Origin of the sequence: Pseudomonas sp. MPB03 (genome assembly GCF_046605385.1) — a bacterium.
Taxonomy (GTDB): Bacteria; Pseudomonadota; Gammaproteobacteria; order Pseudomonadales; family Pseudomonadaceae; genus Aquipseudomonas; species Aquipseudomonas zanjanensis.
On record NZ_CP176770.1, the window covers coordinates 5880931 to 5905784 of the forward strand.

A 24854-nucleotide genomic window follows, 5' to 3' on the forward strand; every position below is an offset into this window, starting at 1 on the left:
CTCACCGAAGCCCCCTGTGGGAGCGAGCTTGCTCGCGATAGCGGTGTGTCAGTCGATAATAATGCTGCTGATCCACCGCAATCGCGAGCAAGCTCGCTCCCACAGTGGATCTGTGTTGGATCTTGAATCAGCTCACTTACGCGGCTTGACCCGCGCCGTCGCCTCCGCCACCAGCGGATCGTCCGGCCAGTAATGCTTGGGGTAACGCCCCTTGAGATCCTTCTTCACCTCGGCATAAGTGCTGCGCCAGAAGTTCGCCAAATCCTGGGTCACCTGCACCGGCCGCCGCGCTGGCGACAGCAGGTGCAACTTGACCACCTGCCGGCCGCTGGCAATGCGCGGGGTGTCGGCAAGGCCGAAGAGTTCCTGCAGGCGCACCGCGAGGATCGGTGGATGCTCGCTGTAGTCCAGGCGGATCGACGAACCCGAGGGCACGTGCAAATGGTGCGGCGCCAGTTCATCCAAGCGTTGCGGCAGGGGCCAGGGCAACAGGTTGTGAACGAAGCTCGACACGTCCAGGTTGGCGAAATGGCTGAGGCGCGAGACGCGGCCCAGATACGGCATCAACCAATGCTCGAGGCTGTCCAGCAAGGCGCCGTCGCTGACGTCTGGCCATTCGCTCTCGCCCTTGGCGTCCAGGTCCAGGCGCCGCAGCAGCGCCACCCGCGCCTGCCATTGCCGCAGTTCCGGGGTCCAGGGCAATAATTCCAGGCCCTTGCGCCGCACCAGGTTCACCAAGGCCTGGCTACGGGCTGACTCATCCAGGCCGGTCAGCGGTTCGCGGCTGAGCACCAGTTCGCCGACCTTGCGCTGGCGCTCGGCCCGCAGCACGCCTTCGCGCTCGTCCCAATCCAGTTGGTCCACAGTGCTCACTTGCTCGGCCAGCACCGAATCGAACAGCGTCGGGTCGAAATCCGTCGCCAGATAGATTCGCTCTTCGCGCTGGCCCTGGCGACTGCCCAAATCGGCGATCACCAACCACGCCTGTTTCATCAGGCTGTCGGCCTCGGCAAACAGCGCCGCACGACCATTGGCCAAACGATATTCCGCGCCGCCGGGCCGGCGCTGCTGGGCGACACGGTCCGGATAGGCCAACGCCAGCAAGGCGCCGAGCCAGCGCGGATGATCGGGATCGGCCACGGCTTCTTCGGCCTTGCCCCGCAGGTAGCCGCGATACTGCCGAGCCAATTGCCGGGCCCGTTGCACCCCACCTTGGGCGCCCCGCGCGGCGCGTTCTTCGCCGGACAGCAAGGCCAGGCGACTGTGCAGGTCCGCGCCGGCACCGCGGAGAATGTCGCGCTCGCCCAACAGTGCGGCGACATTGCAGGCCATGTCTGCCAGGCCCAGCGCCTGGCCGCGCAACAGCAAATGGGCGATACGCGGGTGGGCCGGCAGTTCCGCCATGGCCTGGCCGTGACGGGTCAGTTGCTCACCCTCCAGCGCGCCCAGGCGTTGCAGCAGGTCTTGGGCCTGGGCATACGCAGCGGCGGGCGGAACGTCGAGCCAGACCAGTTGCTGCGGCGTCACGCCCCAGCGCCCCAGTTGCAGGGCCAACCCGGCCAGGTCCGCCGACAGAATCTCCGCACTGCCGTAAGCGGCCAATTGTTCATGCTGGTCTTCGGACCACAACCGGTAACACACCCCCGGTTCCAGGCGCCCAGCACGACCGGCCCGCTGGGTGGCGCTGGCCCGGGAAATGCGCTGGGTGTCGAGACGGGTCATGCCGCTGCCCGGATCAAAACGCGGCACCCGGGCCAGTCCGGCGTCGATCACCACCCGCACGCCGTTGATGGTCAAGCTGGTCTCGGCGATGTTGGTGGCCAACACCACTTTGCGCTGGCCGGGGGGCGCCGGATCGATGGCGGCGCGTTGGGCGGCGAGGTCCAGTTCGCCGTGCAACGGACAGAGCAATACATTGCCGCCCTCACCCAAGGCCTCGGCCAGTTGCTGATGCACCCGGCGAATCTCCGCCTGCCCGGGCAAGAACACCAGGACGCTGCCGGTTTCATCGTGCAGGGCGTCGAGCACCGTCTGCACCAGGCGCGGCTCGATGAACTCGCCGGGCTGGAACGGCCGGCCCCAGCGCACCGTCACCGCAAACATGCGGCCTTCGCTGCGCAGGATCGGCGCGTCGCCCAGCAACCCGGCCAGGCGCTCGCCTTCCAGGGTGGCAGACATCAACAGGATCTTCAGCGGCTGGTCGTCGCGAAACAACTCCCGACCGTTGAGGCTCAGCGCCAGGGCCAGATCGGCGTCGAGGCTGCGTTCATGGAATTCATCGAAGATCAGCAGCCCCACACCGTCCAGCGCCGGATCGTCCTGCAAGCGGCGGGTGAGGATGCCTTCGGTGACCACTTCGATGCGGGTCTTGGGCCCGACCTTGCTGTCGAGGCGAATCCGGTAGCCGACCGTCTCGCCGACCTTTTCCCCCAGTTCGCTGGCCAGCCGCTCGGCCGCCGCCCGTGCCGCCAGGCGCCGGGGTTCGAGCATCAGGATAGTCTGTCCGGCCAGCCACGGCTCGTTCAGCAAGGCCAGGGGAACACGGGTGGTTTTACCGGCACCGGGCGGCGCTTCGAGCACGGCTTCGTGGCGCGAGGCCAAGGCTTGGCGCAGGGCGGGTAAAACTTCATCAATCGGCAAAGAAATCATGCTGGCTCCAAAACAGAGGGCCGAGTATAACGGCGAACTGTTTAGCGTGGTCTGGACTCCAACCAGCAACGCCTCTACCTGTTCAGGAGATTGCTATGCGTATTCCCTTTCGCGTGATCGGTGGCGTGCTGGTCGCCACCCTGCTGACCCAGATCAGCGCCTGCGGCTCGATCTTCTACCCGGACCGTCGCGGCCAGATCGACGGCAAGATCGACCCGGCCATCGCCGCCCTCGATGCCGTCGGCCTGCTGTTCTACATCATCCCCGGCCTGATCGCGTTCGCCGTGGACTTTGCCACCGGGGCCATTTATTTCGAACCGGGCCGCAGCGTCCAGATCGAGCCCGAGAAACTCAAGCCGGCCATCAACCCCGATGGCACCGTCAATAACCAGAAATTGCAGGCGATCCTGGAACGCGAACTGGGCCGCAGCTTCCCGCTGGACGATCCGCGCCTGATCCAGCACAAGGGCAGCGCACAACAACTGGCTGCCCTCGGTCTCAAACCGGCCGCATGACCGACGCGACGGAAGGAACGACCGCGCCATGACCACCAGCACCGAACACGCTCGCCTGTTGCGCCTTGCCACCCGGGCGTCGGTGGCCGTGGCACTGACATTGATTGTCGCCAAGGCCTTCGCCTGGTGGCTCAGCGGTTCGGTGAGCATGCTCGCCGGCCTGACCGACTCGGCACTGGACGGCGTCACCTCGCTGCTCAATCTGTTGGCGGTGCATTATGCCTTGCGTCCCGCCGACGATGACCATCGCTACGGTCACGGCAAGGCCGAATCCCTGGCGGGCATGGCCCAGGCGCTGTTTATCGGTGGCAGTGCGGTACTGATCGCCTTGCAGGCCTTCGAACGCCTGAAGGAGCCGGTGCCGGTGGACGCGCCCTGGCTCAGCGTCGGTGTGATCGTGTTTTCCCTGGTGCTGACCTTGGCGCTGCTGGCGTTGCAGCATCGGGTCATCCGCGCCACCGGGTCCAACGCCGTGCGCGCCGACTCGCTGCACTATCGCTCGGACCTGTTGCTCAACGGCAGCATCCTGGTGGCGCTGGTGTTGGCCGGGTTGGGCTGGTATCAACTCGACGCCTGGTTCGGCCTGGGGATCGCGGTGTACATCCTGTGGAGCGCCATCCAGATCGCCCGGGAAAGCTTCGCCGTGCTGATGGATGAAGAACTGCCGCCCGACGTCAGCCAACGCATGCTGGAACTGGCCTGCGCGGTGCCCGGCGTACTCGGCGCCCATGACCTGCGTACGCGGGTCTCCGGCAACCACTGGTTCGTGCAACTGCACCTGGAGCTGCCGGGGGAACTGACCCTGTCAGTCGCCCACGGCATCAGCGACCAGGCCGCCGATGCGATCCATCGCGCTTATCCGAAAGCCGAAGTGCTGGTGCATGCAGATCCGTCGGAAGTCGTGAAGCGCGCCAGCGCCTGATACCGAACACAGAACTCGTGGCGAGGGAGCTTGCTCCCGCTCGGTTGCGCAGCGACCGCAAGATCTTAGGGCCGCTGCGCCCGAAGCGTCGGACCGGCCCAGCGGGAGCAAGCTCCCTCGCCACAAGAGCGGCATCTTGCCTCCCAGCAGAACTCAGTACATCACCTGATACCCACGACTGTTCAAGCAACTGCCTTGGGCCTGGCGATAGGTCTGCACCACTTCCGGTGCCGGTGGGTAGGTGTAGTTGCGCGGGTCGAAACCACTCTGTTGCACTGCCCAGCGATAACAGTCGTAGCCATCCTGATTGACCTGTTCGGGCGGCTGGCCATTGGCGGGATAGGCCACCACATCGAAACTATTGCCCTGGGGTTGCGGCTGCGGGTTGGCGACCGGCGCATCGACCACGACGTAATCCTGGGTGTTGGCTTCATAGATGTAATAGGCGCCAGCTGCGAGGAAGAACAGCGAGCTGCCAATCCACACTTCCCGGGCGTAATCAGGCAGGTAACGGGTGCGGATGCCCCGCGGCGGCTCGACCACGACATAACGCGGCCCTTGCGGGCGATACCAGTAGCCGCCCGAATAGAAATAGTCCTGGCCGCGATAGGGCACGCGGTAGTTGCGATCCGGGAAACGGTCGATCACATAACCCGGACGGTATTGCGGCCCTGGCCCCCAACCGTTGCCATGCCCACCCGGCCGACCGGACCAATGCTGATCGGGACGACCGTCATGGTCGGGTCGCGGACCTGCGTTCGGATAGCCATCGTTGCGCCGAGGAATATCGCGGTAATACCCCGGTTGCGGTTCACGGGTCTGGGTCACGCTGTCGGGCCGGCCCTGGATGGGCAAGTTGTTGCCAGGCTGCGGCTGCGGGCGGCCCTGGCCGTTGGGGTCTTGGGGCCCACGCTCATAGTGCTGGCCACCCTGGTATTGCGGCTGCGGCTTGACCTCGAACTGACGACTGTTGTCGCCCCGAATGATCTCGTTGCTCTGCGGCCGTGGCTGGCCCGAATGACCCTGGCCATTGCCGCCCCGACCGTCCTGCCCGCGACCGCCGTCCGGGCCGCCACGGCTTTGCTGATCGTCGGCCATTCCCTGCGCACTGACACTTGCCCACAACAGACCAACACCTGCCAAACGCCAGATGCGCGACTTCATGAAATTCCTCACAACGGTTCAAGGCCTGATGATAAGACTGAGAAAGCCCAGGCCGGTTCTGCGACAGATTATCAGCCACGGGGTTTATTTCGCAGGCATTAAAAAAGGGAGGCCCGTCGGCCTCCCCTTGAGAATTTCGTCCGTGCGCGACGCTTATGACGTCGGCTCACCTCACGCCGTCTTCTGGACGGTGTGCAGCTCGGGGGCCTGCCAGTACCGGTGGGTACTGCGGCCGCAGCCGGCCTGATTGGGCGGGCTGCACTGGACTGTTTGTCCGAGCAGTGATCTTGGTGGTAAGCATAAGCCTGGGGTGCCGACGGATGATTGCGAAGATTGCGGAAATAAACATCACTTGCGCAATTTTTAACCCCGGATAGATAATCCGCCGCAATTATCAAGATAAAGGCCCGACCGATGAGCAAACTCGACCGTTACGACCTGAGCATTCTGGCGGAATTGCAACGTGACGCGCGCATCTCCAACCAGGAACTGGCCGAACGCATCGGCCTGTCGCCCTCCCCCTGCTCACGGCGGGTCAAGCAGTTGGAGGATGACGGCTACATCACCCGTCAGGTCGCCCTGCTCGACCGCAAGCTGCTCGGCCTGAGCCTGACGGCTTATGTGCTGATCGGCATGGACCGCCACACTCCCGAGCGCTTCGAGAACTTCGAAGCCGCCATCCGCAACCTGCCACAAGTGCTGGAGTGCAGCCTGGTCACCGGCATGGACGCCGACTACCAACTCAAGGTCGTCGTGCCGGACATGGACCATTACCAGAAACTGCTGCTGGGGCACCTGACCCGGATCGATGGCGTTACCAGCGTGCGTTCGAGTTTTGTGCTGAACCAGGTGCTTAACAGCACCGAACTGCCGTTGACTCATCTGCGCAGCTGACCGCTTTTGTGGCGAGGGAGCTTGCTCCCGCCTGGGTTCCGGGGTGCACACAGAAAACGCGTCTACTGCAAATCCCTGTGGGAGCGAGCTTGCTCCGGGCGGCGATCCGACGATAGCGGTGGTTCAGCTTGCATTGATGTTGGATGTGCTACCGCCATCGCGAGCAAGCTCGCTCCCACAGGGGGCTATAGCGTCAGCCCAGGCGATGAATAGCTGCGACACACCGCCGCAGGCCAATCCTCCACCCGCCCCCCATGCCTTATACTCGCCGCGCCTTTTCAATCCCGCCCACGCCGGAGTGTCCTGATGGATCCTGCTGTCTTCGAAGAGTGGATGATGACCGGCCTGGTCAGCATCCTGATCATTTTCATGGGCTTCATCGTCTGGGACCTGGCGAAGAAGTCCAAGGCCGGGCGTTTTGGCTCGTTCATCCTGTTTTTCGTGCTGGGCCTCGGCGTGGCGGCGTTCATCATCAAGAGCGTGGTGATCGGCCTGATCGAATCCGGCGCGTTATAAGCGCGCCGGGACTTCTTTCCACTGGCCCTGGTCGAGCCCTTCGAGTGTCCAGTCGCCGATCCTGACCCGCACCAGGCGCAGTGTCGGCAAGCCCACTGCGGCAGTCATGCGCCGCACTTGGCGATTGCGCCCTTCGCGGATCACCAGCTCCAGCCAGCTCGTCGGCACGCTTTTACGAAAACGCACCGGCGGGTTGCGTGGCCATAATTGCGGTTCGTCCAATGGGCGCGCCTCGGCCGGCAACGTCATGCCGTCGTTCAACTCCACGCCATCACGCAAACGCTGCAACTGTTCAGCGCTCGGCTCACCCTCGACCTGCACCCAATAGGTCTTGGCCAATTTGTGCTTGGGGTCGGCAATACGCGCCTGCAACTGCCCATCGTTAGTCAGCAACAGCAAACCTTCGCTGTCCCGGTCCAGGCGTCCGGCCGGGTAGATGCCCGGTACGTCGATAAAATCCTTGAGCGTCGCCCGCCCCTCACCGTCGCTGAATTGCGTCAGCACATCGAAGGGTTTGTTGAACAGGATCAGCTTCGGCGCGGCCGGCGGAGCCTTGGCCACACGGCGCGGTGCGGCGATTGCAGGCTTCGCGCCAGGGCGACGGGAAGCAGGGCGTGGAGGACGGGGCATGGCAAATACAACATCTAACGGTCAGGGCCGACCATGCTAGTGGCCCGACCGTTAAATAACCACCATCCCCCTTCAACAGGACATCAGCGGAACGGCGGCTCGTCGAAGCTGCGCAGCTTGCGCGAGTGCAACGAGTTGAGTTCGGTGCGCAGCAGGTCCAACGCCGCGATGCCGATCTTCAGGTGCTGGTTGACCGCCCGTTCATAGAATGCGTTGGCCGAGCCCGGCAATTTGATCTCGCTGTGCAACGGTTTGTCCGAGACGCACAGCAACGTGCCATAGGGCACCCGCAGGCGATAACCCTGGGCGGCGATGGTGCCGCTTTCCATGTCCACCGCCACGGCGCGGGACAGGTTGATCAGCGGCCGTTCCTGGGCCCAGCGCAATTCCCAGTTGCGGTCGTCGTAGGTCAGCACGGTGCCGGTGCGCAGGCGTTTTTTCAGCTCGTCGCCCTTCTCGCCAGTGATGTTCGCCGCGGCCTGCTGAAGCGCCATCTGCACTTCGGCCAGGGCTGGAATCGGAATATTCGGCGGCACCACCCGGTCGAGAATCCCGTCGCGGCGCATGTAGGCGTGGGCCAGCACGTAGTCGCCGATGGTCTGGGACTGCCGCAGCCCGCCGCAGTGGCCGATCATCAGCCAGCAATGCGGGCGCAGCACGGCGAGGTGATCGGTGATGTTCTTGGCGTTGGACGGGCCGACACCGATGTTCACCAGCGTCACGCCATGACCGTCGCTGGCCTGCAAGTGATAGGCCGGCATCTGGTAGCGGTGCCAGACCACGCCGGCAGCGATGGCCGACGCTTCGCTGTGCTCCATGTTCTTGTCGATGATCACGTTACCCGGCAGGACCATGCGCACGAAACGCGGGTCGCTGCGCAACTGCTCCAGGCCATGGACGATGAACTGGTCGACGTAGCGGTGGTAGTTGGTCAGCAGGATCCACGGCTGCACATGGCGCCAGTCGCTGCCGGTGTAATGCACCAGCCGGCGCAGGGAAAAGTCCACCCGCGCGGCGTCGAACAGCGCCAGGGGCAGCGGGTCGGTGTTTTCCCAATCATAGAGGCCGTCGGCGATGCCATCGGTGGCGGCCGACAGGTCGGTGCTGGGGAATACCCGCGCCAGCACGGCGGCGGTCACGCCGGAGCCGGCCAACTCATCACCTTGTTCCACCACGTACGGGTACGGAATGTTCTGCTCGCTGACCCCCACTTCCACGGTGACGGTAAAGTCGTGCATCAGCGGGACCAGCTGTTCCAGCAGGTATTTACGGAACGCGGCGGGATGAGTGACGGTGACGCTGTAGGTGCCGGGCAACTGGACCTTGGCATAGGCACGCGTGGTTTGCGGGACTTCACCGTGGCAGTGATAGGTCAGGCGCAGGGCGGGATAACGAAACAATGCACGCTGCTCGGCATCCGGCTCGACGCGGTCCTTGAGATACCGCATCAGCGCCTGGTTCAGCGCGGTGGTCGCACGCTCGTGCAGGGCCGCCAGACGATCCACGGCTTGTTCGGCGGTTTGAACGACAATAAACGCTTCGGTCACGATCAGCTTCCTGTGTTCTGACTTGCAGGTCTTCATCTTGCCTGCATCGCCGCCCGACGGGAACAGTGGCGTACTTAGATGTTGCGTACGACTCGCTCCCACAAGGTTTGGTGGTGTACTCAGATGCTGTATACGACTCAGGTCCACTGTGGGAGCGAGCTTGCTCGCGATTGCGGTGTATCAGTCACTACAGATGCTGAATGGGCCGACGCTTTCGCGAGCAAGCCCGCTCCCACAAGGTTCGGTGGCGTACTCCGATGCTGTGTACGACTCAGGTCCACTGTGGGAGCGAGCCTGCTCGCGATAGCGGTGTATCAGCCACTACAGATGCTGAATGGGCCGACGCTTTCGCGAGCAGGCTCGCTCCCACAGGGGCCTGTGCCGACCTGAGTCTTCTTAAAAGTCGTGCGGGGTCGAGCGGGCGACGATGGCCTCGACATTCAAGCCCCTCGGCAAGGCACCGTACACCCGGCCGGTCGACCCCAGGCGGCTGGCGATGAACGCATCGCTGACCTCGCTATTGCCCGCTTCGAGCAACAGCTTGGCTTGCAGGCCCACGGCGATGTCTTCGGTCAATTGTCGGGCGCGGTACTGGATGTCGACGGTGTCCTTGAACGCGGCGTGCAATTGGTCGATATGGCGGGCCAGGCGCTTGTCGCCGTGGCCATCGCCCAACTCATTGAACAAGACCTCCAATACACCGGGTTCCTTGGACAAGGCGCGCAACACATCGAGGCACTGCACATTACCGGAACCCTCCCACGTCGAGTTGACCGGTGCCTCCCGGTACAGGCGCGGCAGGATGCTGTCTTCGACGTAGCCGGCGCCGCCCATGCATTCGGCGGCTTCGTTGATCATCGCGGGGGCGCGCTTGCAGATCCAGTACTTGCCCACCGCCGTCACCAGCCGGGCGAACTTGGCCTCGTGCTCGTCGCTCAAGTGGTCCAGCGCCCGACCCATGCGCAGGCTCAAGGCCAGGGCAGACTCGCTTTCCAGCGCCAGGTCCGCCAGGACGTTTTGCATCAGCGGCTGTTCGCTCAACAGCTTGCCACCGACCTTGCGGTGCGCGCAGTGATGACTGGCCTGGGTCAGCGCCTGGCGCATCAGGGCACTGGAACCGACCATGCAATCGAAGCGGGTCATGGCGACCATCTCGATGATTGTCGGCACACCTCGGCCCTCCTCACCGACCATCCAGGCCAGGGCGCCACGGAACTCGACTTCGCTGGAGGCGTTGGAACAGTTGCCCAGCTTGTTCTTCAAGCGCTGGATGTAGAACTGATTGCGCGTGTCGTCGGGGCGATGGCGCGGCAGCAGGAAACAGGTCAGGCCCTTGTCGGTCTGGGCCAAGGTGAGGAAGGCGTCGCACATCGGCGCCGAACAGAACCATTTGTGGCCCACCAGCTCATAGGCCTGGCCCGGGCCGCTGGCGCCCACCGGATAGGCCTTGGTGGTGTTGGCGCGCACATCGGTGCCGCCCTGTTTTTCGGTCATCGCCATGCCCAGGGTCACCCCGGCCTTGTGGGCCATGCCGACGTTGCGCGGGTCGTACTCGGTGGCCAGCACCTTCGGCATCCAACGCTCGGCCAGGTCCGGCTGCAAGCGCAGCGCCGGCACGCTGGCAAACGTCATGGTCAGCGGGCAACCGGTGCCGGCTTCGGCCTGGCTGTGCAGATAGGTCATCGAGGCACGGGCGACATGCGCACCGGGCTGTGGCTGGGCCCAGGGCAAACTGGGCAGGCCATGTTCAATGGCGGTGCGCATCAACTGGTGATAAGCGGGATGGAATTCCACCAGGTCGATGCGATGGCCATAACGGTCATGGCTGGAGAACACCGGCTTGTTCTGGTTGGCGAGGAAGCCTGCTTCCATCAACGGCCCACCGGCCAGCGCCCCATAGGCATCGATCCGCGCCTGCGCCCAGCCGGCGCCAAAGCGCTGCGACCACTGTTGCAGCGGCAGGTCGATGCGGTACAGGTTGGCGCCATCCAGGGACGGCGGCTGATTGGTGACGTCGTGGGTTTCAGCGAACTGATGCAGGTTCATGACAGGGCTCCTCGATCGGCAGGGATTCAGTTAAGCACCGCCTCCAGGCCGAACAAAGTGTCATATACGCCTAAATATCGGCGCTTTCGCCCTGCCTTGGGCACAGTACCCGGCGCTGGAGCGTCGCCTGCAATGCCTCGAATTTCACCGGTTTGCTCAGGTAATCGATCAACGCGCCCGACGGGCAGCACGCCTGGCCCAGGTTCGGGCTGACCACCAGCACCGGCAGCTCTTCACAGCCGGATAACGCGCGGATCTGGCAGCAAACCGACACACCGTCCAACGGCGGCAATTGGCAATCGAGCAGTACCGCATCAAAGCGCTCGCCGTGCAGCAGCTCCAGCGCGGCGCGGCCGCTGTCGGCGGTGCGCACCCGATAACCCAGCTTGAGCAACATGCCGCGCATGACCAACTGATCGATGTTGTTGTCGTCCGCCAGCAGCACCGTGCAATCCTGGGGCTGGCGCGAGCCCTGGCGGCTCCCGAAGGAAAACGGCGTCGGGACCGCCGCCGGCAAGGCGACATCAAACTCCACGTCCAACTGGAAACGGCTGCCGCGACCGGGCTCGGACGTGTGGGTCAGGCGTCCGCCCAGCAGTTCCACCAATTGCCGACAGATCGCCAGGCCCACGCCGAGACCGCCGTACTCCCGGGTCATCGAGCCGTCGAGCTGGAAGAAGCGCTGGTACAAGGTCGCTTCCCCCAGGTCGGTAAAACCGATTCCGGTGTCGATGACGGCAAAGGACAACACCACCCGACCAAACTCCGTCGGCCGGCCGCTGACGCGCAGGGCCAGGCCGCCCACCCGGGTGAACTTGATGGCGTTGTCCAACAGGCATTCCAGGCTTTGGGCCAGTTTGCCGCTGTCGCCGAGCAAGCGGTCCGCCAGGCCCGGAGCTACGTCGACCTTGAAATCCAGGCCCTTGGCCGCGGCATTGGCGCCGAACTGCAACTGCAGCGCATCGACCACCCCGCGCAGGCTGAACGGCGCCGGATAGACCTTGAGCTTGCCGGCCTGCAACTCGGTGAGGGTGAGCATGCCGTTGACCATGCGCATCATGTCCCGCGCCGAACCGGCGGCGGTCTGTTGATACTGGGTCAGTTCCTCGTCCATCTCGACGGTTTCCATCAACTCCAGGGAGCCGATCACACCGTTCATCGGCGTGCGCAGTTCGTGGGTCAAGGTGGCGAGGAATTCATCCTTGAGCTTGTTGCCGTGGGCCAGTTGCTGGTTGAGCACTTCGAGCTTCTGCCCGGCGTCCAACAGGGTCTGGGCCTGCTGTTCGCGCATGGCATTGATACGATCGGCCAGGGCCAGGGACAACAGCGCCACTTCGATGGCCGAGCCGATCTGGCTGGCGTACATGGTCAGGAAGACGTTCGGCAGGTAACCCAACACCATCAAGGTATTGATGATGCCTCCCAGCAAAAACGCCGACCAGGCAATGATGAAATAACGCGCCACCCGCAGGCCACGCCACCAGGCGAACAGCCCGGCGGCGAAGATCGCCACCGTGAACACCAGCGCCAACGCCGTGGCCAGGCGCAGCGCCAGGGCGTAGCTGGTCATCAGCGACAGGCCGACCACCACGGCGCTGTAGGCGATCAATGCGAACAGCAAGCGATCCATCCAGCGGCCATGCTGGGCGGTTTGCAGGAAGCTGCGGGCGAACTGGCTGCCGAACAGCCCCGCGCAACCGATGAAGAACGGTGTCGCGGCGTTGGCCCACCAGGGGTTGTCCGGCCAGAAGTATTCGACGGCGGCGCCGTTGACCGACAACTGGTACAGGCCGAACGAGGCGATATAGAAGATGTAATAGAGGTAGCTGGTATCGCGCACGCTCAGGTAGATGAACAGGTTGTACACCAGCATCCCCAGCAGCACGCCATAGATGATGCCCAGCACATACAGGCGCACCGGCTGTTGCTCGAGGTACGCGGTGCTCGACCACAGCGTCAACGGCGCCTGGATCGAACCCTGGCTTTGCAGGCGCAGGTAGACGGTCTGCCGCTGCTCGGGCTTGAACGCCAGGCTGAACAAGTAATTGTTCTGGCGGATTTCGCGATTGGCGAATGGCAACGCGTCACCGGTCTGGCGAACCAGGCGATAGGCTCCCGCCGCGTCAGGCAGGTACAAATCGAGGTGGTCCAGCGGCGGGTACGCCAGCTCCAGCAGCCAGGTGCGCTGGGCGTCCGGATTGGCGGGGCGATAGTGCAGGTCGATTTTCAGCCAGAAGGCTGACCGTGAGTAACCGGCGTTCAGCGTGGTTTTATCGTGGGGCTTGAAAGCACCCGCCGCGGATTGGGCCAGGACCTCGTCAATAGTGGCCGTGCCGGCCGCGTCTTCGAACACTTGCAGGGCATGGCCCAAGGGCAGGCTTTGGGTGAATTCATCGAATTCGAGGGCACTTGCCAGCGAGGGCAAGCACAGCAGCAACATCAGCAAATAGCGCATTTAAGCCCCAGCGTGGCCTGTCCGGTTGAGTCAGGAAGCCCCCCATTCCCTGAGTAGACGTAAAACCGGCATTACCTGTTATGTGTTGGATCCATCTCTAGCATAGCCGCTGATGGCCAATTTGCACCATTGAAATTTTTCCGACAGAGGGCTCTAGAACGGGCGTTTCAGAGCAAAGCATTGAGATAGAGCTGTTGCATTGGTCAGGTCGATAACTGACGGATCAATGTGGCGAGGGAGCTTGCTCCCGCTGGGCTGCGAAGCGGCCTCGGTTTTTGGGAGCGCTGCGAACTCCAGCGGGAGCAAGCTCCCTCGCCACAAAAGCACTCAGTCGCAAGCAACCCAGTACAAAACCCTCAGCGTCCGAGCACCGATAAAACAGGTTTGGTGGTAAGCTCGCGCACCATGAATATCTACAGCTCTCGCCCCGTTGTCCTCTGTCTCTCCGGCCATGATCCCAGTGGTGGCGCCGGCTTGCAGGCAGATATCGAAGCCCTGCTCGCCCAGGGTTGTCACGCCGCCCCGGCCGTTACCGCATTGACCGTGCAAGACACCGTCAACGTCAGCGATTTCCGTGTGCTCGACCGTGAGTGGGTGCTGGCGCAAGCCAATGCCGTGCTCAACGATGCCCAAGTAGCAGCAGTCAAGCTGGGAATGCTCGGCTCACTGGAAATGGTCGACACGGTGGTCGAACTGCTCCAGGCGCACCCGCATCTGCCGATGGTCTGCGACCCGGTGCTGCGCGCCGGCGGTGGTGGGCGCCTGGGCAAGGATGAGGTCGGCTACGCCATGCGCGAACGCCTGTTGCCCCTGGCGATCATCGCCACCCCCAACCTGCCTGAAGCACGCATCCTCGCCGAACTGCCCGAAGGCAGCGCCGACGAGTGCGCGGAAAAACTGCTGCCCTTCGTCAAACACCTGTTGATCACCGGTGGCCATGGCGACGAACATGAAGTCCATAATCGCCTGTACAGCCGCGATGGCCGCCGCGAAACCTTTACCTGCCAGCGCTTGCCTGGCAGCTACCACGGTTCCGGCTGCACCCTGGCCAGCGCCCTCGCCGGTCGGCTGGCCCAGGGCGAACAGCTCGCCAGCGCCGTCAAGACAGCGCTGGACTACACCTGGCGCACCTTGCGCGATGCCGAACAACTGGGCAAAGGCCAGTTCGTCCCGCGTCGCCTGCCGCTGGATTTCTGCTCGTAGCACCGGAGGCCTGTGGAATGAAATTACGTGGCCTTTACGCCATCACCGATAGCCAATTGCTGGCCGGCAAGTTCCTCGCTTATGTAGAAGCGGCGCTGGAAGGTGGCGTGACCCTGCTGCAATACCGCGACAAAAGCAGCGACGAGGCCCGCCGCCTGCGGGAAGCCGAAGCCCTGCGCAACCTGTGCGAACGCTACAAGACCCAATTGATCATCAACGACGACGCCGAGCTGGCCGCACGCCTGGGCGTCGGCGTGCACCTGGGCCAGACCGACGGCCCGTTGGCACCAGTACGGGCACTGCTCGGGCACAAGGCAATCGTCGGCGCCACCTGCCACGCCAGCCTGGCATTGGCCGAACAGGCCGCCAGCGAAGGCGCCACCTATGTCGCGTTCGGGCGCTTCTTCAATTCCAACACCAAACCCGGCGCCCCCAGCGCAAACCTTGAACTGCTCGAACAGGCGCACATCAAACTGCATACCCCGGTCTGCGCCATTGGCGGCATCACCCTGGAGAACGCCGCCCCGCTGGTGGCCCACGGGGTCGACCTGCTGGCGGTGGTCCATGGCCTGTTCGGCGCCGACAGCACCACTGAAGTGACGCGCCGTGCCCGCGCCTTCAACGCACTGCTGCAGATCAAATAGTCCATTTTTCGTTTTCGAGAGCCCAACCATGTCCCGTTCCGAAACCCTGTTTGCCAACGCCCAGAAACACATCCCCGGCGGCGTGAACTCGCCTGTTCGTGCGTTCAAGAGCGTCGGCGGCACCCCGTTGTTCTTCAAGCACGCCGAAGGCGCGTACGTCACTGACGAAGACGACAAGCGCTATGTCGACTACGTCGGCTCCTGGGGCCCGATGATCCTTGGCCACAGCCATCCGGACGTGCTGGATGCGGTGCGCAAGCAATTGGTCCACGGCCTGTCCTACGGCGCCCCGACCGCGATGGAAACCGAGATGGCCGACCTGGTCTGTTCGATCGTGCCGTCGATGGAAATGGTGCGCATGGTCAGCTCCGGCACCGAGGCGACCATGAGCGCAATCCGCCTGGCGCGGGGCTACACCGGTCGCGACAGCATCATCAAGTTCGAAGGTTGCTACCACGGCCACTCCGACAGCCTGCTGGTCAAGGCCGGCTCCGGCGCGCTGACCCAAGGTGTGCCGAGTTCGGCCGGCGTACCCGCAGCCTTCGCCAAGCACACCCTGACCCTGCCGTTCAACGACCTCGAAGAAGTCGAGAAGATGCTCGGCGAAGTCGGCCAGGAAGTGGCGTGCATCATCGTCGAGCCGGTGGCCGGCAACATGAACTGCGTACCACCGGCGCCGGGCTTCCTCGAAGGCCTGCGCAGCCTGTGCGACCAGCATGGCGTGGTGTTGATCTTCGACGAAGTGATGACTGGCTTTCGCGTGGCCCTCGGCGGCGCCCAGACCCACTACGGCGTCACGCCGGACCTGAGCACCTTTGGCAAGATCATCGGCGGCGGCATGCCGGTGGGCTGCTTCGGCGGCAAGCGCAAGATCATGGAATGCATCGCGCCGCTGGGCCCGGTCTACCAGGCGGGTACGCTGTCGGGCAACCCGTTGGCCATGGCCGCCGGCCTGACCACGCTACGCCTGATCAGCCGCCCGGGCTTCCACGCCGAACTGACCGACTACACCACCCGCCTGCTCGACGGCTTGCAGATCCGCGCCGATGCGGCCGGCATCCCCTTCGTGACCACCCAGGCCGGCGGCATGTTCGGCCTGTATTTCAGCGGCGCCGATGACATCGTCACTTTCGAAGACGTCATGGCCAGCGATGCCGATCGGTTCAAGCGTTTCTTCCACCTGATGCTCGACGGCGGCGTGTACCTGGCCCCGAGTGCGTTCGAAGCCGGCTTCACCTCCATCGCCCATGGCGAGGCCGAGCTGAAGATTACCCTCGACGCGGCCGAACGGGCCTTCGCGGCACTGAAGTAAGCCTGTGGATAACTGACGCTGGCTGACGCCGGCGTCAGTGATTGCTGACAACCCCCCGCCCTTTTCCTACGTATTTATGCCCGAAGCTGCTATTAGCATTCCCTCGCAGCAGAAAAACGAGTAAAGACTTTGTAAGGATGGCCCCGCTTATTTCATAATGCGCGCTTATTGGATCCCCCGGAGGGTCCGCGCGCCCCTCAGAGGTAAGTCGATTCCCATGAACCGCACCGGCCGCACCCTTGCCTTGGGCTGCCTGTTGCTCCTTCAGCCGCTGCTGGCGAATGCACAGGCAGGCGGCAACTCGTTGTTGATCCCGGCGCTGGGCCGTTGCACGCTCAACACCCAGCCACAAGATCTCGCACCGGCACTCGACGCCTGTCAAAAAGCGGCGGACGCGGGTGATGCACAAGCGCAATACGAGTTGGGCGAGTTCTACTACGAAGGCAAGTCGGCACCCCGCGACCTCAAGCAAGCCCTCAACTACTTCGAAAAAGCCTCGCTGCAAGGCCATGCCCAGGCGCAATTCAAGCTCGGCGGCATGTTCTTCCATGGCGAAGGCGTGCCGGCCAACAACGTCCAGGCCTACATCGTGCTGAAGATGGCCGCGGTCAACGGCGCCGAAGAAGCCCTGGACACCGCCGACGAAGTCGCCGAGCAGATGCCTCGCGATGAATTGGAAGTGGCGACCCAGGTGCTGGGCCAGATCTTTCGCAAATACCTGATGGAATTGCAGAACGCCGATGGGCGTACGCCTTTTTCGCCGTTGCCCTGAATCCACCACAGGCCTGTGGCTGGGAGCTTTTGTGGCGAGGGAGCTTGCTCCCGCTCGGTTGCGCAGCGACCGCAAGATCTTGGGGCCGCTGCGCCCGAGGCGTCGGACCGGCCCAGCGGGAGCAAGCTCCCTCGCCACAAAGGACTGCGCTCAACCTATCGACAGGCTTACTTCTCAGGCATCGGCATCGGAAACGGCATCACATTGCCGACCGCGCCGCGGGCTTCGCTGATTTTCGGGGTGCCCAGGCGTTCGACTTCGTCGATGCGCACGATCGAGTGCATCGGCACGAAACTGCGCACCACGCCTTCGAACTGCGCCTTGAGCTTTTCCTCGCTCGGGTCGACGACCACTTGCGTGCGCTCGCCAAAGACGAACTCTTCCACTTCCAGGAAGCCCCACAGATCACTTTGATAGATCTGCTTGGCGTACATTTCGAACACCTGGCCCTGGTTGAGGAAAATCACCTTGTAGATTGGAGCTTCACGTTTGGTCATGGCTGGCGAAACACATCGGCGGGTAAAAATGAGGGCGCGAACTATAGCATAGCCACTGTTCGCACAGCGGTGGGAACCCAGGGACTTGTTCTCTATAATGCGCGGTTCTTTGAATCACGTGATGACCCCGTCCATGGCCAAGAAGCTTTACATCGAAACCCACGGTTGCCAGATGAACGAGTACGACAGCTCGCGCATGGTCGATCTGCTGGGCGAACACCAGGCCCTGGAAGTCACCGCTCGCGCCGAAGACGCGGACGTGATCCTGCTCAACACCTGCTCGATCCGCGAACGCGCCCAGGACCGGGTGTATTCCCAGCTCGGCCGCTGGCGTGAACTGAAGCTGGCCAACCCGGAGATGGTCATCGCCGTGGGCGGTTGCGTGGCCAGCCAGGAAGGCGCCGCCATTCGTGATCGCGCGCCCTACGTGGACGTGGTCTTCGGCCCGCAGACCCTGCACCGCCTGCCGGAGATGATCGACGCCGCCCGCAGCACCAAACTGCCGCAAGTGGACGTCTCGTTCCCGGAAATCGAAAAATTCGACCACCTGCCCGAACCGCGCATCGACGGCCCCAGTGCCTACGTGTCGGTGATGGAAGGCTGCAGCAAGTACTGCACGTTCTGCGTGGTGCCTTATACCCGCGGCGAAGAAGTCAGCCGGCCGTTCGACGACGTGATCGCCGAGATCATCCACCTGGCGGAAAACGGCGTGCGCGAAGTGACCCTGCTGGGGCAGAACGTCAACGGCTATCGCGGCCTGACCCATGACGGGCGCCTGGCGGACCTCGCCGAACTGATCCGCGTCGTGGCGGCAGTGGACGGCATCGACCGCATCCGCTACACCACCTCCCACCCGCTGGAGTTCTCCGACAGCCTGATCCAGGCCCACGCCGAGGTTCCCGAACTGGTCAAGCACCTGCACCTGCCGGTGCAATCGGGCTCTGACCGGATCCTCGCGGCCATGAAGCGCAACCACACGGCGCTGGAGTACAAATCCAAACTGCGCAAGTTGCGCGCCGCAGTGCCCGGTATCTGCATCAGCTCGGACTTTATCGTCGGCTTCCCCGGCGAAACCGAGAAAGATTTCCAGCAAACCATGAAGCTGATCGAAGACGTGGGCTTCGACTTCTCCTATTCCTTCGTCTACAGCCAACGCCCTGGCACCCCGGCGGCCGACCTGGCGGACGAAACCCCGGAAGAACTGAAAAAAGAACGGCTCAACGCCTTGCAACACCGCCTCAACCAGCAAGGTTTCGAGATCAGCCGACAAATGGTCGGTTCCGTCCAGCGGATTCTGGTGACCGATTATTCGAAAAAAGACCCGGGCGAGCTGCAAGGACGCACCGAAAACAACCGCATCGTCAACTTCCGCTGCGACACCCCGGCCCTGATCGGCCAGTTCGCCGACGTGCACATCGACGCCGCGCAACCGCACTCGCTGCGGGGTTCGCTCATTCAGTGAGCACTTATTCCCCTGTGGGAGCGAGCTTGCTCGCGATAGCGGTATCACAGTCAATACCCAGGTTGAATGTGAGGCCCCCATCGCGAGCAAGCTCGCTCCCACAGTGGCCGTGCCAAACCCTGTCATCAGATTCGCCTGTTTAAGAGCTTTCGCACCCAGCCTACTGGCGTTATCCTTGATTTCACCTTAATTGCCCCTGGGCGGCTAAAAACGACCTTGAACGCACCCATCGAACCACATCGCTTTATTCTCGAGCCCTTCGAGGCTCGCCGCTTCGCCAATCTGTGCGGGCAATTCGACGAGCATCTGCGCTTGATCGAACAGCGCCTGGCCATCGAGATCCGCAACCGCGGAAACCAGTTCGAACTGATCGGCGAACCCAAGCACACCACCTCCGCGGAAAACCTGCTGCGCCGTCTCTACCGGGAAACCAAGGGGAGCGAGCTGTCGCCGGATACGGTCCACCTGTTCCTCCAGGAGTCGGCTGTCGAAGAACTCGACAACCCCGCCCCGTCGGAACCTGCCGTGGCCCTGCGCACGAAAAAAGGCATGATTCGCCCGCGCGGCTTGAATCAGCAGCGCTACGTGAAGGAAATCCTCGGCAACGACATCAACTTCGGCATCGGCCCGGCCGGTACCGGCAAGACCTACCTGGCCGTGGCCTGCGCCGTCGATGCGCTGGAACGCGAACAGGTGCGGCGTATCCTGCTGGTGCGACCGGCGGTCGAAGCGGGTGAAAAACTCGGCTTCCTGCCCGGCGACCTGGCCCAGAAGATCGACCCATACCTGCGCCCGCTCTATGACGCGCTGTACGAAATGCTCGGCTTCGAATACGTCGCCAAGCTGATCGAGCGCCAAGTCATCGAGGTTGCGCCGCTGGCCTACATGCGCGGCCGGACCCTGAACAACAGCTTCATCATCCTCGACGAAAGCCAGAACACCACGGTCGAGCAGATGAAAATGTTCCTGACCCGGATCGGCTTCGGCTCCACCGCCGTCATCACCGGGGACATCACCCAGGTCGACCTGCCCCGGGGCACCAAGTCCGGCCTGAACCATGTGATCCAGGTGCTCAAGGACGTGCCGGGCATCAGCTTCACGCATTTCATGCCCAAGGACGTCGTGCGCCACCCGTTGGTGCAGCGCATTGTCGAAGCCTACGAGCGTTTCGAGCATCGCGCCGAGGAAGAGTTGGCCGAAAGCAAAGGCAATGGCCGCAATGCTTGAACTCGACCTGCAAGTGGCCTGTGAACACGCCGCCCCCAGCGAAGCCCAGTTCCGCCAATGGTGCGAACTGGCCCTGCGCCAGCGCAGCGCCGATTCCGAGTTGACGATCCGCCTGGTGGACGAAGCCGAAGGCCGTGAACTGAACCACACCTGGCGGCAGAAAGACTACGCCACCAATGTGCTGTCGTTCCCCGCCGATGTTCCCGACGAACTGCTCGACATCCCGCTGCTGGGCGATCTGGTGATCTGCGTCCCGGTGGTGGAGCGTGAAGCGGCGGAACAAGACAAGACATCCGAGGCCCACTGGGCCCATCTGGTGATTCACGGCTGCTTGCATCTATTGGGTTACGACCATATAGAAGATGACGAAGCCGAAGAAATGGAAGCGCTGGAACGAACGTTGCTTGCAGAGCTGGGTCATCCCGACCCCTACGCCGGCGACGAACACTGATACATCAACCTGTAACGACAAAGGATTCAGAGTAATCGCTATGAGCGAAGATCGATCGACCAACGGGCAGAAGTCATGGCTGGGCAAGCTCACCCAGGCTTTTGCCCATGAGCCGAAAAACCGCCAGGAGCTGCTGGAGCTGCTGCGCGATGCACACCAGAACAAACTGCTGGACAGCGAAGCGCTGGCCATCGTCGAAGGCGCCATCCAGGTCGCTGACCTGCAAGTGCGGGACATCATGGTCCCGCGCTCGCAGATGGTCAGCATCAAGGCGACCCAGACCCCGCGTGAATTCCTGCCCGCCGTGGTCGACTCCGCTCACTCGCGCTACCCGGTCGTCGGCGAGAGCCATGACGATGTCATGGGCGTGCTGCTGGCCAAGGACCTGCTGCCGCTGATCCTCCAGGAGAACGGCGACAGCTTCAACATCAAGGACCTGCTGCGCCCGGCTACCTTCGTGCCCGAGTCCAAGCGCCTGAACGTGCTGCTGCGTGAATTCCGCGCCAACCACAACCACATGGCCATCGTCATCGACGAATACGGCGGCGTGGCCGGCCTGGTCACCATCGAAGACGTGCTCGAGCAGATCGTCGGCGACATCGAGGACGAGCACGACGTCGAGGAAGATAGCTACATCAAGCCACTGCCCAGCGGCGACTTCCTGATCAAGGCCCTGACGCCGATCGAGAACTTCAACGAATTCTTCGACAGCCAGTTCTCCGACGATGAGTTCGACACCGTCGGCGGCTTGGTGATGAGTGCTTTCGGGCACCTGCCCAAGCGCAACGAAACCACGGAAATCGGCTCCTGGCGCTTCCGCATCCTGAATGCCGACAGCCGTCGAATTCACTTGCTGCGCCTATCACCCATTGGCCGATAACCCCTGCGAGACCCGCTAAGGACACACATGCGCTGGACAACCCGCCCCGGCTGGCCCGGTAACTTGCTGGCCGTGGCGGCCGGTGCGATCACCACCCTGGCCTTGGCGCCGTTCGATATCTGGCCGCTGGCATTGCTGGCGGTCGGTTTGTTCTACGCCGGGCTGCGCGAGCTTTCGCCGCGCCAGGCCTTGGGCCGTGGCTGGTGTTTCGGTTTCGGTTTGTTTGGTGCCGGCACCAGTTGGATCTACGTCAGCATCCACAACTTCGGTGGCGCCTCGGTGCTGCTCGCCGGGTTCTTGATGCTGCTGTTCATCGCCGCCATCGCCTGGTTCTTCGCCCTGCCCGCCTGGTTGTGGGCGCGCTGGTTGCGCCGCAACGAGGCGCCACTGGCCGATGCCCTGGCATTCGCCGCGCTGTGGTTGGGCCAGGAAGCGTTTCGTGGCTGGTTTCTCACCGGGTTCCCGTGGCTGTATTCCGGCTACAGCCAACTCGACGGCCCCCTGGCCGGCCTCGCGCCATTGGGCGGGATGTGGCTGATCTCCTTCACCCTGGCCCTGACCGCCGCGCTGCTGTACAACGCGCCCCGATTGCTCCGCGGTGCCCGCAAAGGCTTTATTGCCGCGGGCGTGTTGCTGCTGATCGGCCCATGGGTGGCCGGCATGGCGCTCAAGGGCCATGCCTGGACCAGCCCTTCGGGCGAGCCGCTGAGTGTCGCGGCGATCCAGGGCAACATCGAACAAAGCATGAAGTGGGACCCCGACCAGCTCAATGCGCAGCTGGCGCTGTACCGCGACATGAGCTTCGCCTCCAAGCGCGTCGACCTGCTGATCTGGCCGGAAACCGCAGTGCCGGTGCTCAAGGAGTCCGCCCAGGGCTACCTGGACATGATGGGCAACTTCGCCGCTGAACGGCAGTCGGCGTTGATCACCGGCGTGCCGATTCGGCAAGTGGTGCGCCACGAAAAGCGTTACTACAACGGCATCACCGTGACCGGCGAAGGTGACGGTACTTATTTGAAGCAAAAGCTCGTGCCGTTCGGCGAATACGTGCCCCTGCAGGACATCCTGCGCGGCCTGATCGCCTTCTTCGACCTGCCCATGTCGGACTTCGCCCGGGGCCCGGCCGACCAGCCGTTGCTGCAAGCCAAGGGTTACCAGATCGCACCGTTCATCTGCTATGAAGTGGTCTACCCGGAGTTTGCCGCCAGCCTGTCGGCGCGCAGCGACCTGCTGCTGACCATCAGCAACGACACCTGGTTCGGCACCTCGATCGGCCCGTTGCAACACCTGCAAATGGCCCAGATGCGCGCCCTGGAGGCCGGCCGCTGGATGATCCGCGCCACCAACAACGGCGTGACCGGCCTGATCAACCCCTTCGGCCAGATCACCGCACAGATCCCGCAATTCGAGCGCGGCATCCTGTATGGCGAAGTAGTGCCGATGCACGGCTTGACCCCGTACCTGCAATGGCGCTCGTGGCCGCTGATCGTTTTGTGCGTGTTGTTGCTGGGCTGGGCGCTGATGGCGAGCCGGATGGCCAGGACGGTTTAACTCGTTCCCCCATGTGAATGAAAAACCCTGTGGCGAGGGAGCTTGCTCCCGCTGGCCTGCGCAGCAGGCCCTTTTTTTGGGGCCGCTTCGCGACCCAGCGGGAGCAAGCTCCCTCGCCACAACAGCGATCAGCTCACTCCACGCGGTGTTTCAGCGGTAGAACAACCAATACCCCACCAGCCCCACCGCCTCGTTCATCAGTTGCCCGGACTGCCAGATCGCCTTGAATTCCGGCATCCAGCCACCCAGTGGCCGGGCGTTGTCCTGGCCCAGGAAGCCGACAGGCGCCGGCACCACTTCAAACCCCGAGCGTTCGAAACTCCAGGCCGCCCGCGGCATGTGCCAGGCCTGGGTGACCACCACGACTCGCTTGATGCCGGCGGGCAGCAGGATTTCGGCGCTCATCTGGGCGTTTTCCCAGGTCGTGCGGCTGCGCTCTTCCTGCCAGCGCACGGTCACGCCGAAATCATCGCGCATCGAGTCAGCCATCAGCCTGGCCTCGCTGGGCGGGGTGCCATAGTGCAAGCCCCCGGTTGTCAGCACGGGCAAGCCCGAAGCCTTGGCCAGCCGCGCCGCATAACGCTGGCGCTCAAGCCCCACACCGGTGGGCTGGTCGGCCCCCCAGGCCGGGTCACCGCGCTCGCGACCGGAGCCCAGCACCACGATGGCGTCGGCACGCTGGGCCAGGGTCGCCCAGTCACTGCGCAGCAGCGGTGGATCACGCTCCAAGGCCTTGGCGCTCCACTGCACCACCACCGGCAGGCTCATCAGCCAGAAGCCGCCCAAGCCCACGACGAAACACAGGCGGGCCAGGCGCGGTCGTGAATGGCGCCACCACCAGGCAAGCGCCAACAGCAGCAAAAGAATGCCGGGAGGCAATAAAAGTTGTTTGATGAAATAGCGAAACGGCATCGGGCATCTCCATAGATGCCCGAAGCCTAGGTGGGTTGACGCAAAGCGACAACAGATTCGAAAAAACCTTGAATCAAAAAAAGCGACACGCGTGAATCCGGCGTTACTTGAACTGCAGTGACCGGACCTTTACAGCATCCTTGTCAGGCGTCCGGTCCTTGAGCCACACGACTTTGGCCGAACGGGGCGCATCGAGACGCTTGTTTGCCTGGGCCCCGATTGCGGGGGCCTGGTGCCCGACCTGCTCAAGGTAGGCCTTGACCAGTTCGAACTCTGCGGGGCTCAAGCCACGCAGCTCCAGCTCTGCCGGGCGCTCATCACGCAAGCGACCGGCGGTTCTTGCAGCGTCCAGGGCCACCCCGAGACGATCGATCAATTTTTCATACAACTCAGGTGTAGCGACTTTTCGTTGTGATTCAACCATCCCTCACCTCATTGAAGATAAGACTCACTCCCCATTGAGAAGCTTAGCTTCGCTGGGCAAACCGGCAGGGCGCCGCGACCAACGGCCCTGAACACGGGTCATCGCCTGGGGTCGTCGATGGTCGACACGCAATCTAAGGTTTCCCTCGGTAGAGCGCGGTCATGTATGCTACGGCGCTTCC

At 63.3% G+C, this 24854-nt stretch carries 22 protein-coding genes; 13 read left to right on the plus strand and 9 right to left on the minus strand.

The annotated features are described in order from the left end of the window. Positions 1 to 132 precede the first annotated feature (132 nt). Positions 133 to 2649 carry an ATP-dependent helicase HrpB gene (gene hrpB, locus ACLH0I_RS25635; RefSeq protein ID WP_411385704.1) on the minus strand — a complete coding sequence of 839 codons (2517 nt, stop codon included), beginning with the start codon at positions 2647 to 2649 and terminating at the stop codon, positions 133 to 135. A 95-nt stretch (positions 2650 to 2744) separates the two neighbouring features. Between hrpB and ACLH0I_RS25640 the strand changes: the two genes are divergently transcribed. Both ACLH0I_RS25640 and ACLH0I_RS25645 read left to right on the plus strand, forming a co-directional pair. Next, the gene (locus tag ACLH0I_RS25640) at positions 2745 to 3164 is read left to right on the plus strand and encodes a hypothetical protein (RefSeq protein WP_053125612.1); all 420 of its coding nucleotides are present in this window, start codon (positions 2745 to 2747) and stop codon (positions 3162 to 3164) included. A gap of 28 nt (positions 3165 to 3192) precedes the next feature. Beyond that, a complete protein-coding gene (locus tag ACLH0I_RS25645; protein ID WP_411385705.1) occupies positions 3193 to 4086 on the plus strand; it encodes a cation diffusion facilitator family transporter in 894 nt (297 codons plus the stop codon). A gap of 153 nt (positions 4087 to 4239) precedes the next feature. On the opposite strand, the gene ACLH0I_RS25650 is transcribed toward ACLH0I_RS25645, so the two are convergent. Next, complete coding sequence (locus ACLH0I_RS25650) at positions 4240 to 5250, minus strand: DUF6515 family protein (protein WP_411385706.1); 1011 nt, start codon at positions 5248 to 5250, stop codon at positions 4240 to 4242. A 414-nt stretch (positions 5251 to 5664) separates the two neighbouring features. Here ACLH0I_RS25650 and ACLH0I_RS25655 point away from each other — a divergent pair, with 414 nt between their 5' ends. Further along, complete coding sequence (locus ACLH0I_RS25655) at positions 5665 to 6144, plus strand: Lrp/AsnC family transcriptional regulator (RefSeq protein WP_003185723.1); 480 nt, start codon at positions 5665 to 5667, stop codon at positions 6142 to 6144. 306 nt (positions 6145 to 6450) lie between these two features. Continuing rightward, entirely contained in the window at positions 6451 to 6660 is a 210-nt protein-coding gene (locus ACLH0I_RS25660; RefSeq protein WP_003228500.1) for a DUF2788 domain-containing protein, read from the plus strand. On the opposite strand, the gene ACLH0I_RS25665 is transcribed toward ACLH0I_RS25660, so the two are convergent. From ACLH0I_RS25665 to ACLH0I_RS25680, 4 genes are all read right to left on the minus strand, one after another. After that, complete coding sequence (locus ACLH0I_RS25665) at positions 6655 to 7221, minus strand: pseudouridine synthase (RefSeq protein ID WP_411387559.1); 567 nt, start codon at positions 7219 to 7221, stop codon at positions 6655 to 6657. The genes ACLH0I_RS25660 and ACLH0I_RS25665 overlap by 6 nt on opposite strands. Before the next feature lie 152 nt (positions 7222 to 7373). After that, positions 7374 to 8873: an AMP nucleosidase gene (amn, locus tag ACLH0I_RS25670; RefSeq protein WP_186706611.1), complete on the minus strand. Its 1500-nt coding sequence runs from the start codon at positions 8871 to 8873 to the stop codon at positions 7374 to 7376. A gap of 360 nt (positions 8874 to 9233) precedes the next feature. After that, entirely contained in the window at positions 9234 to 10883 is a 1650-nt protein-coding gene (locus tag ACLH0I_RS25675; RefSeq protein WP_250963305.1) for an acyl-CoA dehydrogenase family protein, read from the minus strand. Between the two features lie 70 nt (positions 10884 to 10953). Further along, a complete protein-coding gene (locus ACLH0I_RS25680) occupies positions 10954 to 13338 on the minus strand; it encodes a hybrid sensor histidine kinase/response regulator (protein ID WP_411385707.1) in 2385 nt (794 codons plus the stop codon). A 405-nt stretch (positions 13339 to 13743) separates the two neighbouring features. On the opposite strand from ACLH0I_RS25680, the gene ACLH0I_RS25685 reads away from it, so the two are divergent. The 4 genes from ACLH0I_RS25685 (at position 13744) to ACLH0I_RS25700 (ending at position 17269) form a co-directional block, all read left to right on the plus strand. Continuing rightward, positions 13744 to 14541, plus strand: a complete 798-nt coding sequence (locus ACLH0I_RS25685) for a hydroxymethylpyrimidine/phosphomethylpyrimidine kinase (protein ID WP_024616125.1) — start codon at positions 13744 to 13746, stop codon at positions 14539 to 14541. 17 nt (positions 14542 to 14558) lie between these two features. Then, positions 14559 to 15185, plus strand: coding sequence for a thiamine phosphate synthase (gene thiE / locus ACLH0I_RS25690; protein WP_250963307.1), 627 nt, complete (start codon positions 14559 to 14561; stop codon positions 15183 to 15185). Positions 15186 to 15213: 28 nt separating this feature from the next. Continuing rightward, a complete protein-coding gene (gene hemL / locus ACLH0I_RS25695; protein WP_411385708.1) occupies positions 15214 to 16497 on the plus strand; it encodes a glutamate-1-semialdehyde 2,1-aminomutase in 1284 nt (427 codons plus the stop codon). Positions 16498 to 16714: 217 nt separating this feature from the next. After that, positions 16715 to 17269, plus strand: a complete 555-nt coding sequence (locus ACLH0I_RS25700; protein WP_411385709.1) for a tetratricopeptide repeat protein — start codon at positions 16715 to 16717, stop codon at positions 17267 to 17269. A gap of 167 nt (positions 17270 to 17436) precedes the next feature. Here ACLH0I_RS25700 and ACLH0I_RS25705 read toward each other — a convergent pair whose 3' ends face one another. Beyond that, positions 17437 to 17766 carry a DUF1820 family protein gene (locus ACLH0I_RS25705; RefSeq protein ID WP_003185742.1) on the minus strand — a complete coding sequence of 110 codons (330 nt, stop codon included), beginning with the start codon at positions 17764 to 17766 and terminating at the stop codon, positions 17437 to 17439. Positions 17767 to 17899: 133 nt separating this feature from the next. Between ACLH0I_RS25705 and miaB the strand changes: the two genes are divergently transcribed. From miaB to lnt, 5 genes are all read left to right on the plus strand, one after another. Beyond that, positions 17900 to 19228, plus strand: a complete 1329-nt coding sequence (gene miaB / locus ACLH0I_RS25710) for a tRNA (N6-isopentenyl adenosine(37)-C2)-methylthiotransferase MiaB (protein WP_186706557.1) — start codon at positions 17900 to 17902, stop codon at positions 19226 to 19228. 216 nt (positions 19229 to 19444) lie between these two features. Then, on the plus strand, positions 19445 to 20455 hold the full coding sequence (locus ACLH0I_RS25715; protein WP_186706558.1) for a PhoH family protein: 1011 nt from the start codon (positions 19445 to 19447) through the stop codon (positions 20453 to 20455). After that, entirely contained in the window at positions 20448 to 20906 is a 459-nt protein-coding gene (ybeY, locus tag ACLH0I_RS25720) for an rRNA maturation RNase YbeY (protein ID WP_186730301.1), read from the plus strand. Before ACLH0I_RS25715 ends, ybeY begins: the two co-directional genes overlap by 8 nt. Before the next feature lie 40 nt (positions 20907 to 20946). Further along, positions 20947 to 21786 carry an HlyC/CorC family transporter gene (locus ACLH0I_RS25725; RefSeq protein WP_186706560.1) on the plus strand — a complete coding sequence of 280 codons (840 nt, stop codon included), beginning with the start codon at positions 20947 to 20949 and terminating at the stop codon, positions 21784 to 21786. A gap of 27 nt (positions 21787 to 21813) precedes the next feature. Beyond that, the gene (gene lnt / locus ACLH0I_RS25730; RefSeq protein WP_411385710.1) at positions 21814 to 23337 is read left to right on the plus strand and encodes an apolipoprotein N-acyltransferase; all 1524 of its coding nucleotides are present in this window, start codon (positions 21814 to 21816) and stop codon (positions 23335 to 23337) included. A gap of 150 nt (positions 23338 to 23487) precedes the next feature. Here the strand turns inward: lnt and ACLH0I_RS25735 are convergent, their stop codons facing one another. After that, positions 23488 to 24249, minus strand: a complete 762-nt coding sequence (locus ACLH0I_RS25735; protein ID WP_250965943.1) for a YdcF family protein — start codon at positions 24247 to 24249, stop codon at positions 23488 to 23490. Positions 24250 to 24352: 103 nt separating this feature from the next. Then, positions 24353 to 24673 (minus strand): hypothetical protein, encoded by a 321-nt coding sequence (locus ACLH0I_RS25740; RefSeq protein ID WP_181289424.1) that lies wholly within the window; start codon positions 24671 to 24673, stop codon positions 24353 to 24355. Positions 24674 to 24854 lie beyond the last annotated feature (181 nt).